Annotated in this window: 1 protein-coding gene; it reads left to right on the top strand. The window is 44.6% G+C overall.

Annotated elements, in window-relative coordinates:
* Window positions 1-43: 43 nt before the first annotated feature.
* A partial coding sequence (locus P5674_RS25520) for a Uma2 family endonuclease (protein ID WP_315670455.1) occupies window positions 44-690 on the top strand: 647 nt, incomplete at its 3' end.

The raw sequence follows: 690 nt of genomic DNA, 5'->3' as shown, positions 1-690 counted from the left end.
ATGCTATAATGGGGGATAAACTGTCTTCTACTGGTTCAGACCTATGGTTTCCATCGACCTTTATAAAAACCTACCCACCAGTGATGAACTTCCCGACTCTGATGATACTCCTGTGGATAACGAAGACCAAAATTTTCTCCCCAATTACCTATTATTTCTTCTAGCAATTATCTGGAAAGACCGCAATGATTGGTATTTCGGTGTAGATATGGGAATTTATCACACCAGCGGGGAAAACCCCAGAGTCCCGGTAATTCCTGATGGTTTTCTGACGGTGGGAGTGAACCGCCGCCGACCGGGTAATAAATCTCGGAAAAGTTATGTGGTCTGGGAAGAGGGGGGAATGGTTCCCCAGTTAGTGTTAGAAGTGGTTTCCTGGACTCCGGGAAATGAGTATGAGTCCAAAATGGCGATTTATGAAAAGTTGGGGGTATTGTATTACGTTATTTATAACCCAGAATATTACCAACGCGATCGCCATCAACCCTTCGAGATTTATCGACAAATAGATGGTAAGTACCAATTACAAAGCGGGGAACCCTACTGGCTACCAGAAATCGGTTTAGGAATCGGTAGAACTCAAGCTACAGTAGGTGGTATTGACCGAGAAATCCTGTCTTGGTTTGACCAATACGGGAGACGTTATTTGAGCGCCGAAGAGTTAGCACAGCAGGCTCAATTGGAAGCACA

This window comes from Limnospira sp. PMC 289.06 (genome assembly GCF_032350395.1).
Classification (GTDB): Bacteria; Cyanobacteriota; Cyanobacteriia; order Cyanobacteriales; family Microcoleaceae; genus Limnospira; species Limnospira platensis.
The sequence above is the reverse complement of the archived record's forward strand: the minus strand, read 5'-3'. Positions and strand labels throughout refer to the sequence as shown.